At 57.4% G+C, this 13,498-nt stretch carries 17 protein-coding genes; 12 read left to right on the top strand and 5 right to left on the bottom strand.

Features of this window, described 5'->3' with window-relative positions:
- Position 1: 1 nt before the first annotated feature.
- Genes ascR through ascN form a run of 5 tightly spaced genes read right to left on the bottom strand, consistent with a single transcriptional unit; the run spans position 2 to position 4,474 of the window.
- Positions 2–655, bottom strand: a complete 654-nt coding sequence (gene ascR, locus R2E40_RS13855; RefSeq protein ID WP_017408013.1) for a SctR family type III secretion system export apparatus subunit AscR — start codon at positions 653–655, stop codon at positions 2–4.
- Positions 652–1,575 carry a type III secretion system cytoplasmic ring protein SctQ gene (sctQ, locus tag R2E40_RS13850; protein WP_318163637.1) on the bottom strand — a complete coding sequence of 308 codons (924 nt, stop codon included), beginning with the start codon at positions 1,573–1,575 and terminating at the stop codon, positions 652–654. The genes ascR and sctQ overlap by 4 nt, the downstream gene beginning before the upstream one ends.
- Positions 1,572–2,687, bottom strand: coding sequence for a type III secretion system needle length determinant (locus R2E40_RS13845; protein ID WP_318163636.1), 1,116 nt, complete (start codon positions 2,685–2,687; stop codon positions 1,572–1,574). Before R2E40_RS13845 ends, sctQ begins: the two co-directional genes overlap by 4 nt.
- A 6-nt stretch (positions 2,688–2,693) precedes the next feature.
- A complete protein-coding gene (gene sctO / locus R2E40_RS13840; RefSeq protein WP_207137790.1) occupies positions 2,694–3,155 on the bottom strand; it encodes a type III secretion system stalk subunit SctO in 462 nt (153 codons plus the stop codon).
- Positions 3,152–4,474 (bottom strand): SctN family type III secretion system ATPase AscN, encoded by a 1,323-nt coding sequence (gene ascN / locus R2E40_RS13835; protein WP_318163635.1) that lies wholly within the window; start codon positions 4,472–4,474, stop codon positions 3,152–3,154. The genes sctO and ascN overlap by 4 nt, the downstream gene beginning before the upstream one ends.
- A 190-nt stretch (positions 4,475–4,664) precedes the next feature.
- Here ascN and sctW point away from each other — a divergent pair, with 190 nt between their 5' ends.
- The 12 genes from sctW to R2E40_RS13775 all read left to right on the top strand — a co-directional run bounded on the left by sctW (position 4,665) and on the right by R2E40_RS13775 (position 13,401).
- Entirely contained in the window at positions 4,665–5,543 is an 879-nt protein-coding gene (gene sctW, locus R2E40_RS13830; protein ID WP_318163634.1) for a type III secretion system gatekeeper subunit SctW, read from the top strand.
- Positions 5,524–5,805 carry a TyeA family type III secretion system gatekeeper subunit gene (locus R2E40_RS13825; RefSeq protein ID WP_042066748.1) on the top strand — a complete coding sequence of 94 codons (282 nt, stop codon included), beginning with the start codon at positions 5,524–5,526 and terminating at the stop codon, positions 5,803–5,805. The genes sctW and R2E40_RS13825 overlap by 20 nt, the downstream gene beginning before the upstream one ends.
- Positions 5,802–6,173 carry a SycN family type III secretion system chaperone Acr2 gene (gene acr2, locus R2E40_RS13820; RefSeq protein ID WP_044800275.1) on the top strand — a complete coding sequence of 124 codons (372 nt, stop codon included), beginning with the start codon at positions 5,802–5,804 and terminating at the stop codon, positions 6,171–6,173. Before R2E40_RS13825 ends, acr2 begins: the two co-directional genes overlap by 4 nt.
- Positions 6,174–6,252: 79 nt before the next feature.
- On the top strand, positions 6,253–6,618 hold the full coding sequence (ascX, locus tag R2E40_RS13815) for a type III secretion system protein AscX (RefSeq protein WP_029302718.1): 366 nt from the start codon (positions 6,253–6,255) through the stop codon (positions 6,616–6,618).
- 2 nt (positions 6,619–6,620) lie between these two features.
- On the top strand, positions 6,621–6,965 hold the full coding sequence (ascY, locus tag R2E40_RS13810) for a type III secretion system chaperone AscY (protein ID WP_041213427.1): 345 nt from the start codon (positions 6,621–6,623) through the stop codon (positions 6,963–6,965).
- Positions 6,898–9,060, top strand: coding sequence for a SctV family type III secretion system export apparatus subunit AscV (ascV, locus tag R2E40_RS13805; protein ID WP_275945684.1), 2,163 nt, complete (start codon positions 6,898–6,900; stop codon positions 9,058–9,060). The genes ascY and ascV overlap by 68 nt, the downstream gene beginning before the upstream one ends.
- A complete protein-coding gene (locus R2E40_RS13800; protein WP_318163633.1) occupies positions 9,057–9,497 on the top strand; it encodes an LcrR family type III secretion system chaperone in 441 nt (146 codons plus the stop codon). The genes ascV and R2E40_RS13800 overlap by 4 nt, the downstream gene beginning before the upstream one ends.
- Positions 9,498–9,536: 39 nt before the next feature.
- Positions 9,537–9,824, top strand: a complete 288-nt coding sequence (locus R2E40_RS13795) for an LcrG family type III secretion system chaperone (RefSeq protein ID WP_269382421.1) — start codon at positions 9,537–9,539, stop codon at positions 9,822–9,824.
- A gap of 9 nt (positions 9,825–9,833) precedes the next feature.
- On the top strand, positions 9,834–10,952 hold the full coding sequence (locus R2E40_RS13790; RefSeq protein ID WP_318163632.1) for a virulence-associated V antigen: 1,119 nt from the start codon (positions 9,834–9,836) through the stop codon (positions 10,950–10,952).
- A gap of 15 nt (positions 10,953–10,967) precedes the next feature.
- Positions 10,968–11,465, top strand: coding sequence for a SycD/LcrH family type III secretion system chaperone AcrH (gene acrH / locus R2E40_RS13785; protein WP_029302796.1), 498 nt, complete (start codon positions 10,968–10,970; stop codon positions 11,463–11,465).
- Complete coding sequence (sctE, locus tag R2E40_RS13780) at positions 11,446–12,489, top strand: type III secretion system translocon subunit SctE (RefSeq protein ID WP_318163631.1); 1,044 nt, start codon at positions 11,446–11,448, stop codon at positions 12,487–12,489. Before acrH ends, sctE begins: the two co-directional genes overlap by 20 nt.
- Positions 12,490–12,501: 12 nt before the next feature.
- Positions 12,502–13,401 carry a YopD family type III secretion system translocon subunit gene (locus R2E40_RS13775; protein ID WP_318163630.1) on the top strand — a complete coding sequence of 300 codons (900 nt, stop codon included), beginning with the start codon at positions 12,502–12,504 and terminating at the stop codon, positions 13,399–13,401.
- The last annotated feature ends 97 nt before the right edge of the window (positions 13,402–13,498 follow it).

Here is a 13,498-nt window from a genome sequence, read left to right as displayed (position 1 = left end):
ATTAGCCTCCGTAACTGATGACCAGCCCGTGGGTGAGACGGGCCCAGCCATCAAGCAGCACAAACAGCAGCAGTTTGAAGGGCAGCGAGATGGTCATGGGGGACACCATCATCATCCCCATCGCCAGCAGAATGTTGGAGATGATGAGGTCGATGGCGATAAAGGGGAGATAAATCAGGAACCCTATCTCGAAAGCCCGGCTCAACTCGCTCACGGTAAAAGCAGGCAACAGGATCAGCAGGCTGTCGGATTCCAGTCGATCGGCATACTCGCTGGGCCAAAGCTGTTTGGTGCTGTCGATGAAGAAGGCGTGCTCCCGCGGTTTGATCTGTTTTTTCAGGAAGGCGCGATAGGGAGCCATTCCCTCGTCGAGAAACTTCTCCACCGATTCGGATTTGGCCAGCGAGACCTCGTTTTGGCGCAGATAATCCTGGGTTGCGAAACCGACCGGGGCCATCACATAGATGCTGAGGATGATGGCCAGTCCGTACATCGCCATGTTGGGGGGGATCTGCTGTACCCCCAGGGCGTTGCGCAGCAGCGAGAAGACCACCGCCAGCTTGACGAAGGAGGTAGCCATCACGGCAATAAAAGGGAGCAGCGCCAGCAGCGCCAGCCCGACGATAAGGTTTAGCTCGTCTGGCAACTGGATCATGACGGCGACTCGCTCTTGAGGCTCTCGACCCGCACACCGAGTCGCCCCTGGATCTCAACCAGCCTGCCGCTACCGAGCTGATGGCCATTGCTGATGATGCGTACCTCGCCGTCGACGGGGGCGCCGAGATCGATGAGTGAGCCCGGTTGCAAGGTGGTCAGAGAGTGCCAGTCCAGCGTCTGGCGGCCCACTTCAAAGGTAACTTGGATGGGGAGGTTATCCAGCTGGGTTGCATCGAGATTGTCATCGGCGGCGTTGTGCATGGCAGTCAGTTCCAGATGTTGTTGATGGGGAAGGCAATAGGCGAAGGGTCGCCCCTCGACGCAGACCAGCAACTGCTGGCCGATCAATGGGTGAGGTGGTGGCAACAACACATCGCCGCAGCTCAGCGTCTCAAGCTCGCTAATGGCGACCCGCATCGCTCCCCACTGCAAGGAGAGGGTGAGGGGCAGCGCCAGGCGCTGTTGGCTTGGTCGAGTGGGCAGCTTGCCAAACAGCGGGCCTGGTTCGGCAAGCCAGAAGGTGAGGGTGGCCCCCTCCCGCTTGAGCAGCAGTTGTAGTGCCGGCTGACCGGCGGTGTCGCTGGTGGCGAGCGGAGCCAACGCCGAGCAGCTGAGGTTGCCAAGAGGTTGACCAAGGCGCTCGATCAGCGCCAGTTGCAGCGATTCTGGCAGGCTGAAAAGCGCTGCCTGCTGCAAGTCCGGCGCAAGCCAGCGGGCCAGTTCGGCGCCATGGCACAAAAGCGGCAGGGAGAGCCCCTGCCACTGCAGTTGCAACCGGTAGTCGAGGGACGCTGGCTGCGATGCGATGGCGAGTATGAGCTCGCCGCCGCTCCAGCCATAGTGGTGGCGGCACTGGCTGAGCCGCTGTTGCAGGGTCAGCTCCGCCGGTGAGGCGGAGGTAAAGGCAATCGATGTCATGCGTCGGCATCCCACTCGTCATAGATGGATCGTTTCTGGCGCGACCCCTGCTCGCTGTCGCCCCGGGTAAAGAGATCAACGGCGACTCGCTCACCGGGGTAGAGGCGTTGCAGGCGATCGATAAGCTCACCGCGCCCTTGATTGAGCAGCTGGGAACCCTGTTCGCTGGCCAGCATCTCCACCTGCAGCATGCCCTGATGGCGATCGATGCGGATGGTGAGTTCCCCGAGCGCGGGCAGGGAGAGTTGCAGCAAAGGGGGGCGTTCCAGACGACCCAGTTCAAGGTGCATATCCACTGCCAGCCGGCTGATCAGCTGGCCCAGTTCGTGATGATTGACACTGGGCGTTACCCGGGCCAGCAGCAGATCTCCCGGCGTGGTCGCGAGAGGAGTAACCCGGATGGCCGAGCCGGCAAAGTTCTCTTGCGCAAACGACTCTTCCTCGCTGGCCACTGGTGCCAGTTCAATAGGTTCATCTTCTGTTTGCAGCCGTTCGCTGACCTCAGGCCGAGTGGCCAGTTCGCTGGGCCCTTGCAGTTTGTTGCTGTCGCTTAGCTGTAGCCGGCTGAGTATTTCGTTGGAAACCTCGGTCAGTGGCAGGTCTGCTGTATTTTCATTGATTCCGTCCTTAGTCTCCGGTTCGGCTGCGCCAAGTAACTTAGGACTGCCGGTGATATCACTCGGCACTCTCCTAGACTGCTCAGCTTGTGCGGTCTCACGCTCTTGCTGCGTGGTTGGTGCCTGCATACCCTCGTGGATCTGAGGCGATGTCGCAGGAAGCAATAGGGATTCCAGCCAATTGCTTCCCTCCTGCTTTCCATGAGGGGCTTTGGCGTGTGGGGCTGGACGTGCCAGCGTCCTCTCTGCCAGCTCCGCCTCCTTGTTCGCCGCTTTGCTGTTTGACAGGGGGGCATCCGGTTTTGACCGACGCTCTTGCTCCTGTCTGCCTGGCACTCTTTTTTGATCACGCACTTTCTGTGATGCGGACTCGAGCAGCAGGGCCTGTTCGAAGCGCTGCTGCTGCGCCGGATCAGCCTTGTTCGCTTCGCGTTGCAAGCTGTGCTGCTCGCAAGCAATCTTGGTATCAGCGCGGGGGGCGGTGAGTCGGTTCATCTCTGGTCACATCCTGATCTGCTGGCGGAACTCTTCCTGTTCCTGCTCTTCGTTGTAGTCGCGCAGGGCTTGCTGGGCTGTCAGCTCCTGCCGGTGTAATTCGGCAAACTTTTCCTGTTGCTGGCGGGCACGGTGCACCGCTAGCTGGCACGCCTGTAGCCGGGTGCGCTCTTCGGCTACCCGCTCGCCCTGTTCGGCGGCCAGTTGTTCAAGGTGGGCTTCTTGTTCTCGCAGCAGGGCGACCTGCTGTTGCCACTCTTTGAGTCCTTTGCGATCAAGCTGCTCTGCCTGACAGAGGGCAAACAGACGATCTTCTTCGACGAGGCGCCACTGACGGTAGTCAAGGCACTCCTGCTGCGCCTCTCGTTGCCGAGCATGGGCCTGCTGCAATCTGGCCTGCTGGGCGGCGAGTTGCTGCTCGGCCCGCTCCAGCCGCAACTGTTTTATCTGTTGCAGACGGCTGATCATCGGGTCAACGCCTCCAGGGTGGCGAGCGCCTCGGGCAGCGAGCTCGGCTCATGGGTGCCTTGTTTGAGCCACTGGCGGATCGCTTCAATGCGGGCGATTGCCTCGTCGGCCACCTTGTCTTGACCCTTCTGGTATTCGCCGATCTGCAGCAGCAGTTCGACCTCTTCGTACTTGGCCAGCCAGCTGCGCAGGCGACCGGCCTGTACCTGATGTCCAGGCTCGATGATCTGGTTCATGACCCGGCTGGCGGAACGCAGTACGTCGATAGCCGGGTAGTGATTGGCGGCCGCCAGCTTGCGCGAGAGGATGATGTGGCCATCGAGGATGGAGCGGGTTTCATCGGCTACGGGTTCGGTCATGTCATCACCTTCCACCAGCACGGTATAAAGAGCGGTGATGGAACCTTTGTCCGACTGGCCTGCCCGTTCCATCAGACGGGGCAGGGCGGCAAACACCGACGGCGGGTAGCCGCGGCGGGTTGGCGGTTCACCGGCGGCCAGGCCAATCTCACGCTGGGCACGGGCGAAGCGGGTGACGGAATCCATCAACAGCAGCACGCGTTTGCCCTGATCCCGGAAGTATTCAGCGATAGAAGTGGCGACAAAGCCGGCTTTGGCGCGCTCCATGGCGGGGCGATCAGAGGTTGCCACCACCAGGACGGCCTTTTTTAACCCCTCTTCTCCCAGATCCGCCTCGATAAACTCCCGCACTTCCCGGCCACGTTCGCCGATGAGGGCAAGCACGGTGACATCCACTTCGGCGCTGCGAATAAGCGAAGCCAGCAGGGTGCTCTTGCCGCCACCGGCTGCAGCGAAGATCCCCATCCGCTGTCCCTCGCCACAGGTCAGCAGACCATCGATGGCGCGAATACCCAGCGAAATGGGTTGTGCGATCCGTTTTCGGCTCATGGGAGGAGGAGCATCCCGATAGACCGGATACCAGGCGGCTGGCTCTGGCAGGTGTCCGCCGGCAAAAGGATTGCCAAGCCCATCCAATACCTGGCCAAGCAAATGCTCGCCCACTCCGACCTGATGCATGGCGCCGGTAGGGCTCACCTCGGTGTTGGAGGAGATGCCGAACATCTCGCCAAGGGGGGTGAGCAGCGCCTGATGCTGGGCAAATCCGATCACTTCTGCTTGCAAGGAGAGGGTGTTGTCCGGGTTGCGCAGATGGCACAACTCGCCGATGCGAACGCCGGGGACCACGGCTTTCAGCAGGGTCCCGGTCACCTGGGTGACCCGGCCACGGATCTGGATCAACCGAGCGTCGTCAATGGCGTGACGCAGTTGGCCTGCAATGTGGTCGAAGGAAAGATTCATAGGAAGCAACACCAGTAAAAACGGTGAGCACTATAAGTGATGGTGGCCAGAGCTGGATTTCAGCGCGAGTCGGGACTTTTTAGAAAACAGTTGGGAGAGGGCTAAAAATTCACGGCTGATTTTGGCATAGGTGAGGAACGGTGATTTTTATAATGCAATCCTCGTCAATCCATTCATCACGGGAGTTTCCATGGCCATTATCCAGAGCAACCCCTACCTCTCTGCCGCCCAGCCTGAAGGGCACGCGGCAGAGGAGGTGTCCCGGCAACCTGCTTTGCAGAGAGGGCAATTTCAGGGCGAGCGGGTCGCCCTGGTGCCTGCATCCCAATCCTTGGCTGATGCGGCTGAAGAGCTCACGTTTGCCTTTTCTGAACGAGCCGAATTATCCCTGTCCAAGCGCAAGCTGAGCGACAGCCATGCCCGGATCAGCGAGATCGAGGCGCTGGTGGGGGAGTACCTGGACAAGGTTCCCGAGCTTGAACGTCAGCAGAAGATAAAGGAAATGGTGAGTCATCTTGGCAGCGGGCGACTGGCCAATCTATCGCAACTTCTGGCCTACCTGGAGAGCTATTCCGGTGAGGTTAGCGAGCAGTTTGAAGCGCTTTGCCAGGCGCGAAAAAACCTGGCGGGACGCCCCGAGATGCAGGGCACTCTCAATCTCATTGAGCAGGCGCTGGCCAAACTGGCTGATGAGCAGGGCACTGCCATCGTACTTGGCGCGCGCATCACGGGCCCGGCAGCCGAAGCTGCCAGGCAAGGTGTGGGGAGTGAGCAGGCACTGCGGGACCTCTATCGTGATGCGGTGCAGGACTATCGCGCCCTCTCCAGCGCGTGGCGTGATATTCACCATCGTTTTGGCAACGGTTCTCTGGAAAAAGTGACCGGTTTCATGATGAAGGCACTCAGTGCTGATCTCGACTCACAGCAGCGCTGGCTCGATCCGGTCAAGTTGGAGCGGGTGATGAGCGACATGCACAAGCTGCGGTTGCTCAATACCCTCTCGGCTCAGGTAGATGAACTGTGGCAGCGGGTGAAGGAGGGGGCGGCCCATGGCATACGGGCCTTCTGATCTGATGGGCGATCTGATTGCATTGGTGGAGAAGCGCTGGGCAACGGTACGGGATGTAGAGCTGGTCGGGACTGCATTGGAATTGGCGGATACCCGGCAACAGGTGCAGCTCTATCAGGAGCTCAAGCGGTTGATCCGTTTGTTGCCGATCGAACTGTTCAGTGAGGAAGAGCAGCGTCAAAACCTGCTGCAATGTTGTCAGGGGGCGCTCGATAACGCCATCGAGCGGGAAGAGGATGAATTGTCTGGAGACCCGTCATGAACTGGATTGAACCTCAGCTGGTACAGTTTTGCCAGGATCTGGGCATTCCCATTGGAGAGCATCCTCACCACCTGATCCAGCTGGAACTGGAACAGAGCGGTACGCTGCAACTGGAGCGTCATCAGGGACGGCTCACCCTCTGGTTGGCTCGCCGAGTGCCGTGGCATCAGAGTGCGGATGCCATTCGCCATGCGATGACCCTTACCGCTGCGGCGCAGGCTCCCGTCTTGCCAGTGCGTTGTGGTTGGCTGGGTGAGGATCAACTGCTTTTGTTTGTCACGCTGGATGAGCGAGCGATCACTCTGCCGCTGCTGCATCAGGCGCTGAGAACCCTGACGCAGCTGCAACGCGAGGCCCTGGCACCATGAGCTGGATCACGACAGCCTGTCATCCAGCAATCGCCTGCTCCGAGGGGATCACTGAGCGCTTTCGCAAGGGATGGAGACGATGAGCCGTATTACTGCCGCCCATATCGGCATCGAGCAGCTCAGCGCCCTCACTCTGGATGAGCAAGAGCAGAGCTTGCCCGGACGCTACGCCCTGTTGCCTGATGGACAGTCCATCGAACCTCACATCAACCGGCTCTATCCCGAACGCCTGGCAGAACGAGCACTGCTGGACTTTGCCGCTCCCGCCCACGGCTTTCACGATTTGCTGCGGCCACGGGATTTCACCCTGGCGATGCAGGGGTTGCGAGCCCTATTGAAAGAGGGGGGAACGGACGAGCTCATGGCGGCGTCGGTATTGCTCGAACAGATGCATGAAGATGAACAACTGATGCAGATGACGCTTCATCTGTTGCACAAGGTATGACCATGACCCTTTCGTCACAGCAACAGGATCTGTTGTTGCTCACCGGCTGGCTGCATTTGCAGTACGGCCACCCTGATCGTGCCCGTACCCTGTTGACGGCACTGTTGCAGCTCCATCCAGGACACGAGAGCGGGCGACGTACGCTGTTGGTGGCCTTGCTCAAGCTGGGCAGAGGAGAGGAAGCACTGGCTCATGTCGATTATCTGGTCTCGGAAGGCGTGACCGACGAAGCTTTATGGCTCTGCCGCAGTCGAGCCTGCCAGCTGGCAGGGCGACTCGATGAAGCCCGTTTTGCCTATCAATACTATCTCGAACTGGAAGAGCAGAATGAATCAACGCACCCTTGAGCTGCTGCGCCGGATTGGCGAGCGCAAGGACATCATGCTGGCGGTATTGCTGCTTGCCATCGTCTTCATGATGGTACTGCCGTTGCCGCCGGTGGCGCTCGATATTCTCATCGCCATCAACATGACCATCTCGGTGGTGCTGCTGATGATGGCGGTCTATATCAACTCACCATTGCAGTTCTCCGCCTTCCCGGCGGTGTTGCTGATCACCACCCTGTTCCGGCTCGCCCTCTCGGTGAGCACTACCCGAATGATCCTGCTGCAGGCCGATGCCGGCCAGATCGTCTACACCTTCGGCAACTTCGTGGTGGGGGGCAATCTGGTAGTGGGGATTGTCATCTTCCTCATCATCACCATCGTCCAGTTTCTGGTGATCACCAAGGGCTCGGAGCGGGTGGCGGAGGTTAGCGCCCGCTTCTCCCTCGATGCCATGCCCGGCAAGCAGATGAGTATCGACGGCGACATGCGTGCCGGGGTGATCGACGTTCATGAGGCGCGGGAGCGGCGCAGCGTCATCGAGAAGGAGAGCCAGATGTTTGGCTCCATGGATGGCGCCATGAAGTTCGTGAAGGGGGACGCCATCGCGGGCCTCATCATCATCTTTGTCAACATACTCGGTGGCGTCACCATAGGGGTGACCCAGAAGGGGTTGTCGGCGGCCGATGCGTTGCAGCTCTACTCCATCCTGACGGTAGGGGACGGCATGGTCTCTCAGGTGCCGGCGCTACTTATCGCCATCACGGCGGGCATTATCGTGACCCGGGTTTCTTCCGAAGAGTCGGCCGATCTCGGTTCCGACATCGGTGCCCAGGTGGTGGCCCAGCCCAAGGCGATGCTGATCGGTGGTGTGCTGCTGGTGCTGTTTGGTCTGATCCCTGGCTTCCCGATGGTGACCTTCTTCACCCTGGCCGCGGTCGTGACCGCTGGTGGCTACTTTATCGGATTGCGCCAGCGTAACGCGCAGACCAGCAACCAGGATTTGCCCACTGTCCTGGCGCAGGGAGCAGGGGCCCCGGCGGCTCGCAGCAAACCCAAGGCCGGTGGTAAACCCCGCGGCAAGCTCGGTGAAAAGGAAGAGTTTGCCATGACGGTTCCTCTGCTGATCGATGTGGACGCCGCCCTGCAAGCTGAGCTGGAGGCCATCGCCCTCAACGATGAGTTGGTGCGGGTGAGGCGGGCTCTCTACCTCGATCTGGGGGTGCCTTTTCCTGGGATCCACCTGCGATTCAACGAAGGTGTGGGCGCCGGTGAATATCTGATCCAGCTGCAGGAGGTACCAGTAGCCCGTGGCCTGCTGAGACCGGGCTATCTGCTGGTACAGGAGAATGCCTCTCAGCTTGAGCTGTTGGGGATCCCCTATGAAGAGGGCACTCCGCTGTTGCCGGGGCAGCCCACCCTGTGGGTGGCCAAGGAGCATCAGGAGCGGATCGAGAAGATGCGCCTTGCTGCTCTTACCCCCGATCAGGTGGTGACCTGGCACCTATCCCATGTGCTGCGTGAGTATGCCGAGGACTTTATCGGTATTCAGGAGACCCGCTATCTGCTGGAGCAGATGGAGGGGAGCTATGGAGAGTTGGTGAAAGAGGCTCAGCGGATCATCCCGTTGCAGCGGATGACTGAAATATTGCAACGGCTGGTGGGGGAGGACATCTCCATCCGCAACATGCGTGCGATTCTGGAGGCCATGGTTGAATGGGGCCAGAAGGAGAAGGATGTGGTGCAGCTCACCGAATATATCCGCAGCAGCCTCAAACGCTACATCTGCTACAAGTACGCCAACGGCAACAATATTCTGCCTGCTTATCTGCTTGATCAGCAGGTGGAGGAGCAGATCCGTGGCGGTGTTCGTCAAACCAGCGCGGGCAGTTACCTGGCGCTCGACCCCACTATTACCCAGAGCTTTCTGGAACAGGTGCGCCATACGGTAGGAGACCTGACCCAGATGCAGAACAAGCCGGTGCTCATCGTCTCCATGGATATTCGCCGCTATGTGCGCAAGCTCATCGAAGGTGATTACCATGCGCTGCCGGTACTCTCCTATCAGGAGTTGACTCAGCAGATCAATATTCAGCCGCTGGGGAGAGTGGGTCTATGACGCAGGATCCCTTGCTGCCCTGGTTTGCAGAAAGAGGGATTGCCTGCGCCGTGCATACCTTGTGCAGAACGCCTATCCCGCTTGGCCATGTATTTGAGCATGCAGGGCTACGGGTTGCCTGGCGTGTCGAGGCGTCAGAGCGGCGTATCTGGATTGTATTTATTGAGCGAGTGCATGAACGATCAGGGCTCAGTAATCCATTCGCCGCCCTTTATCTTTTGGCCCGAGCCGGTTTTTCCGTCTTGGGGAGCGGTTATGTGCTGTATGGCAATGTCTGTGTGCTGGGCGACAGCCCCCTGAGCAGTGACCGGCTATCCCGTTTTTACCGTTGTTGGGCCGGGGCAAGTGAGCCGCAGCCAGGTTGGTTTTCACTCGATGTTGCAAAAGTTATCTCGTTGACATCCATGAGAAAACAACAAAACAGCGACCTCCCTTGATAGGAAGGGACTGCACGCAAAATTAAAATGGGAGGCAAGATGAAAGAACGCCCGGGCAATACCGATGAGGCAACGATTGCGCAAGCGGAGCTGGCAATAAAAGACAGTGAGCAGCGCGCCGCTTTATTGAATGAAATGTGGGATTCCCTCGGTATCAGCCCACAAATAACCCACTTGTTGTTTGCGGAAGGTTCCGCGGCACAAAAGTCACAGGCTGAGCAGGAGTTGCTGGGGGAGCTGCATCGACGTCGTCAACACTCCCCACAGGAAAAAAACAGTGGGGCCCGTCCCAAACGCCCGGCCATGATGCGCGGTTTGGTCATATAGGATATAGCGATGGAAATTAGCTCGTACAAAAAAGATCCCCAATTGTTTCTGTCGGATCTTGGAAAGGTTGAACTGAATCAGCTGCAAGGTGGCAGTTCGTCGGCATTAGATGAACTGGTCAAACTTATCAAAGATAAGAAAATAGTAATTACCGCGACCCATGACCCTAAAATAGACGGTAAATATTTTGACAGCCAAGTCGTAACAGACAATGAAGCACTTTTTAAAAAAGTACTCGCCTATTTTATGCCTGCCGACTCGAAAAATCCGGGCGGACAATACGATCTTCAGATAAAAGCTGGATTTGAGCAGCTTCATAAGTTAATTAATGAGGCTGCCGCCGCTGGCAAGACGAAATTTACCCTGCGAGAGTTTTTGGCTGCCACCCACTTTTCCCTGACCCCCGATCGCATCGATGATGATGTCATCGGAGCCATGCTCGATGCCATGGGCAGCCACAGCAGTAAACGGGATACGCTCAAACACGAGGTGGGCAAGTTGACCGCCGAGTTGCGAAGCTACTCGATCATACAGACGGAGATCAGCACCGCACAGCAACATAACGGTACCGTAGAAGTCGGCAGGAAAGGCGTCAATATATTCGATTACAAGCATTATGGTTATGACAGCCATGAGGCTTTTGCCAAGAAAGATGCCAATGGTCAATATAATCCTCAGTACCAGCTGCTGAAAGAAATAGCCATCGAGAGAAAAGAGGCAATGTTGGTCAGCGGTAATGGTGATATTGATAAAATAGTGGATTATGAAGCTTCAGAGCTGGGCATTACCAGTGAGCAATATCGCGCTAAGTTAAGAAATGAACTGAGCGATCTTAAAAGTGACAAACCGGTATTCCTCTCGGCTAGGGATTTTCTGACCTCACCAAAGAAAGATACCGGTGCTTTGAACAACGTTCATCATTCCTATAAATATGAAAAAGATAACAACCCACTGAGCAATTTTGCGACCACAGTGGGCGATCGGGCCAAACCCCTCAATGACAAACTCGGCCAGAAGACCACGGAGCTGAATGATATCAGCTCTCGTTATAACTCGGTTATTGAAGCGCTCAATCGTTTTATCCAGAAATATGAAAGCGTAATGCAGCAGATCCTTCAGGCTATTTAATTTTCAGGAGCAGTAATGGAACACGACATGACCCAAGTGAATGAGCAGGCGGTAGAGGCCTTCCTGCAGGATGGTGGCACCCTCGCCATGCTCAATGAGGTATCTACAGATACCCTCGAGCAGCTCTATACCCTGGGTTTCAATCAATATCACGCCGGCAAGCATGACGAGGCACACAAGATTTTTCAGGCACTCTGCGTGCTGGACCATTACGAAGCGCGTTTTTTTCTGGGACTGGGGGCTTGCCGCCAGGCGCTGGGACAATTCCGGCTGGCCATCGACAGTTACAGCTATGGCGCCATGATGGACCTGCAGGAGCCCCGCTTTCCCTTCCATGCCGCCGAGTGTCTCCTGCAGTTGGGAGAACTCGAGGGGGCCGAGAGTGGCTTCCACTCGGCCCAGTTGCTGGCGGCAGCAAAGCCGGAGCTGGCGGAACTGGCCGCCCGTGCCGGCATCATGTTGGAAGTAGTCAAAACCAAAAAGGATATGGAGCATGCATTCGATAAGCAGTGAACGCCCTTTCTCCATCGGAGGGATGCAACCCCCTCTGGTCGAGGACAACAAGGGGAGCAGCCAAGCCACTCAGGTGGCTGCCGGGGATAGCCATCGTCACGTCGAAAAACATGGGCAGGGGGTGGTGTTACCGCAACCCATGCCAGGTATCAGGCAGCAGGTGGGTGCATCCCAACAGCAGGAACTTGATCAATTGAGGAAGACGGCACAGCTGGGGGCTGCCAACGCGGCCAAGCTGCTGGGCAGCAGTACCTTGCTGAACAAACTGGCGTTTGCGTCTCCCGAAGAGTTCGAGATTGAGCTGGGCAAGATGACCAGCGAACTGGAGCAGACCCAGAAGAAGTTGAAACTGGCCGATCTCGAGCGGATCCGCGCCGAGAATCTGAAAAAAATTGATGAAAACCAGACCAAGATGAAGGAAGCCAGCGAGGCTGCCGACAAGGCCAAGAAGTCGGGTCTGGCTTCCAAAATCTTTGGCTGGATCAGCGCCATCGCCTCCATGGTCATTGGTGCCATCTTGATCGCTACCGGCGTAGGGGCTGCCGTTGGAGCCATGATGATCGTCGGCGGTGCCGTTGGGGTCGCGAATATGGCGATCCAGCAAGCCGCTGCAGATGGCCGTATTTCGCCCGAAACGATGAAAGTATTGGGGCCCATCATGATTGCGGCCGAGATTTTAGTGGCCATTGTTTCTATTGCGGTCACTTTTGGGGCAAGTGCCGCCAGTACCGCCATGAAGGCCGTCAAATTTGCCACTCAGGCGGCCGATCTTGTAGTTGATATTGGCACCGGGACAGCCAAGGCCATCGATAGCGGGTTGCAGGCCGATGCGCAGATCAAACAGGCGAACCTGCTGGAGAATCGGCAGGTGATGACCGAGTTGCAAGGGGTGATGGACAAACTCAAGGAAGCCTTGTCGCAGATGACGGAATCATTCCAGCAGGTAATGGAGATGATTTTCCAGATGATCACGGCCAAGGGGGCCATGCTCAACAGCCTTGCCAGCAGACCGACAGCCATTTAAGGAGAATACAAGATGAACAATATCAATGCGAATAACTACATCCCGGGTAACACCTATGTTGCGCCTGCCGATGGGCAGGGGGTAGAAAACAAAGAAGGTTTGACAGGGCAGGGGACCACCCATGAGCCAGGTCACAAGACTGTGCACACGACCCCGCAACGTCAAGCGTTGCCCGAGTTGATAGGGCCACGTCAGGGGCTGGATTCGAGCCTGCTGACCAAGGGGGGGTCTGAGCTCGACAATGTTCTCAGTATTATGAGCCTGCTGTTCGAGATGGCGCGCAAGGCCCGCGAGATGGGTTTGCTGCAGCGGGACATGGAAAATCAGGCCGTGATCGCCGCCCAGAAGGATCAGGTGAGCGAGATGCGACATGGCGCCAATCTGATGATCGCCATGGCGGTGGTATCCGGTGTGATGACCGTCGCTTCGGCCGTCATGGGCGGCTTTTCCTTGAGCAAGTCTGCCAAAGCCATCAAACAGGATAAGGCACTGAACGCCAATATGGCGGGTCGAGAGAAAGATCTGCAAAAAATGGCGGACGTGAAGAAGAGTACGGGGCAAGAAATGGGGGATGCTGGTCAGGAGTTAATGACCAGGAACCAGCATGACAAGGCTGCCTTGAAAACACTGAACAAGAAGTTTGAGGCTAACAATGCGCGTCAGCAGCTGGCTGGCACCGTGTTGCAAGGGTCTGCCCAAATGGGCAATAGCACCACGCAGGTTTTCCAGGGCTATTCCCAGGCCAATGCCAAGGAAGATGAAGTGCGTTCCAGCATTGCCCAGACGCAGAAGCAAAAAGTGGAAGATCTGATGAACTTCAACAACAACTTCATGAAAGATGTGCTTCAGATGATGCAGCAATACGCCCAGAGCCACAATCAGGCCATGCGTGCCGCATTTGGCGTGGCATAACGGCCTCATCACCAATGTGTGTCAAGCGCCCATCCGGGCGCTTTTTTTATCATTTTTCTTAAAAGAGCCGCCTTTGAGTGACAGCCAGCGTGGTACG

Source organism: Aeromonas sp. CD, assembly GCF_033349375.1.
Taxonomy (GTDB): Bacteria; Pseudomonadota; Gammaproteobacteria; order Enterobacterales; family Aeromonadaceae; genus Aeromonas; species Aeromonas hydrophila.
Note: the sequence above shows the minus strand (reverse complement) of the source record. Positions and strands in the feature narration are given on the sequence as shown.

Bases quoted from the DNA above. Each gene is read 5' to 3' on its own strand.
- acr2 (WP_044800275.1), top strand. From the start codon at position 5,802: ATGAACTGGATTGAACCTCAGCTGGTACAGTTTTGCCAGGATCTGGGC.
- R2E40_RS13845 (WP_318163636.1), bottom strand. From the start codon at position 2,687: ATGAACCGACTCACCGCCCCCCGCGCTGATACCAAGATTGCTTGCGAG.
- sctQ (WP_318163637.1), bottom strand. From the start codon at position 1,575: ATGACATCGATTGCCTTTACCTCCGCCTCACCGGCGGAGCTGACCCTG.
- sctW (WP_318163634.1), top strand. From the start codon at position 4,665: ATGGCCATTATCCAGAGCAACCCCTACCTCTCTGCCGCCCAGCCTGAA.
- R2E40_RS13800 (WP_318163633.1), top strand. From the start codon at position 9,057: ATGACGCAGGATCCCTTGCTGCCCTGGTTTGCAGAAAGAGGGATTGCC.
- ascX (WP_029302718.1), top strand. From the start codon at position 6,253: ATGAGCCGTATTACTGCCGCCCATATCGGCATCGAGCAGCTCAGCGCC.
- sctE (WP_318163631.1), top strand. From the start codon at position 11,446: ATGCATTCGATAAGCAGTGAACGCCCTTTCTCCATCGGAGGGATGCAA.
- ascY (WP_041213427.1), top strand. From the start codon at position 6,621: ATGACCCTTTCGTCACAGCAACAGGATCTGTTGTTGCTCACCGGCTGG.
- acrH (WP_029302796.1), top strand. From the start codon at position 10,968: ATGGAACACGACATGACCCAAGTGAATGAGCAGGCGGTAGAGGCCTTC.
- ascV (WP_275945684.1), top strand. From the start codon at position 6,898: ATGAAGCCCGTTTTGCCTATCAATACTATCTCGAACTGGAAGAGCAGA.
- ascR (WP_017408013.1), bottom strand. From the start codon at position 655: ATGATCCAGTTGCCAGACGAGCTAAACCTTATCGTCGGGCTGGCGCTG.
- R2E40_RS13775 (WP_318163630.1), top strand. From the start codon at position 12,502: ATGAACAATATCAATGCGAATAACTACATCCCGGGTAACACCTATGTT.
- R2E40_RS13790 (WP_318163632.1), top strand. From the start codon at position 9,834: ATGGAAATTAGCTCGTACAAAAAAGATCCCCAATTGTTTCTGTCGGAT.
- sctO (WP_207137790.1), bottom strand. From the start codon at position 3,155: ATGATCAGCCGTCTGCAACAGATAAAACAGTTGCGGCTGGAGCGGGCC.
- R2E40_RS13825 (WP_042066748.1), top strand. From the start codon at position 5,524: ATGGCATACGGGCCTTCTGATCTGATGGGCGATCTGATTGCATTGGTG.
- R2E40_RS13795 (WP_269382421.1), top strand. From the start codon at position 9,537: ATGAAAGAACGCCCGGGCAATACCGATGAGGCAACGATTGCGCAAGCG.
- ascN (WP_318163635.1), bottom strand. From the start codon at position 4,474: ATGAATCTTTCCTTCGACCACATTGCAGGCCAACTGCGTCACGCCATT.